We start from the raw sequence: 407 nt of genomic DNA on the forward strand, positions 1-407 counted from the left end.
GTAATCGGCTTGTTTATCCACTATTGTCTCTGCAATTGATTTTTGACACCCCATCGCGTCAATCGTGACTAAGCAGCCTTTTATCTCCAGTAATTCAAGAAGCTCTGGTAACGCTGTTATTTCATTCGACTTTTTATCAACAGGGCATTGCGCCAAAACAACACCATTTTCGCACGCAAATGCACTGACCATATAAAGTGCATCGCGCCTATCTGACTGATTAAATGAACCTTTCAATCGCTTACCATCAATCGCAACTACATCGCCATGAGTTAATTTAGAGCAGTCTTTCATCCAAGAAGAAAAAGAATCTTGAAACTGTGTCATATCAATACGACTCATCACACGAGCGATTGTGTCATGGCGAGGGATACCTTGCTCAAGAGGAACGTACTTCCTGAGCCAAT

At 42.0% G+C, this 407-nt stretch carries 1 protein-coding gene; it reads right to left on the reverse strand.

From position 1 onward, the window contains the following. Positions 1–407, reverse strand: a 407-nt coding sequence (locus FW757_RS23220) for an ISAs1 family transposase (RefSeq protein WP_446441794.1), incomplete at both ends; no start/stop codon positions are given.

The sequence above is a fragment of the Pseudoalteromonas sp. 1181_04 genome, from assembly GCF_052850545.1.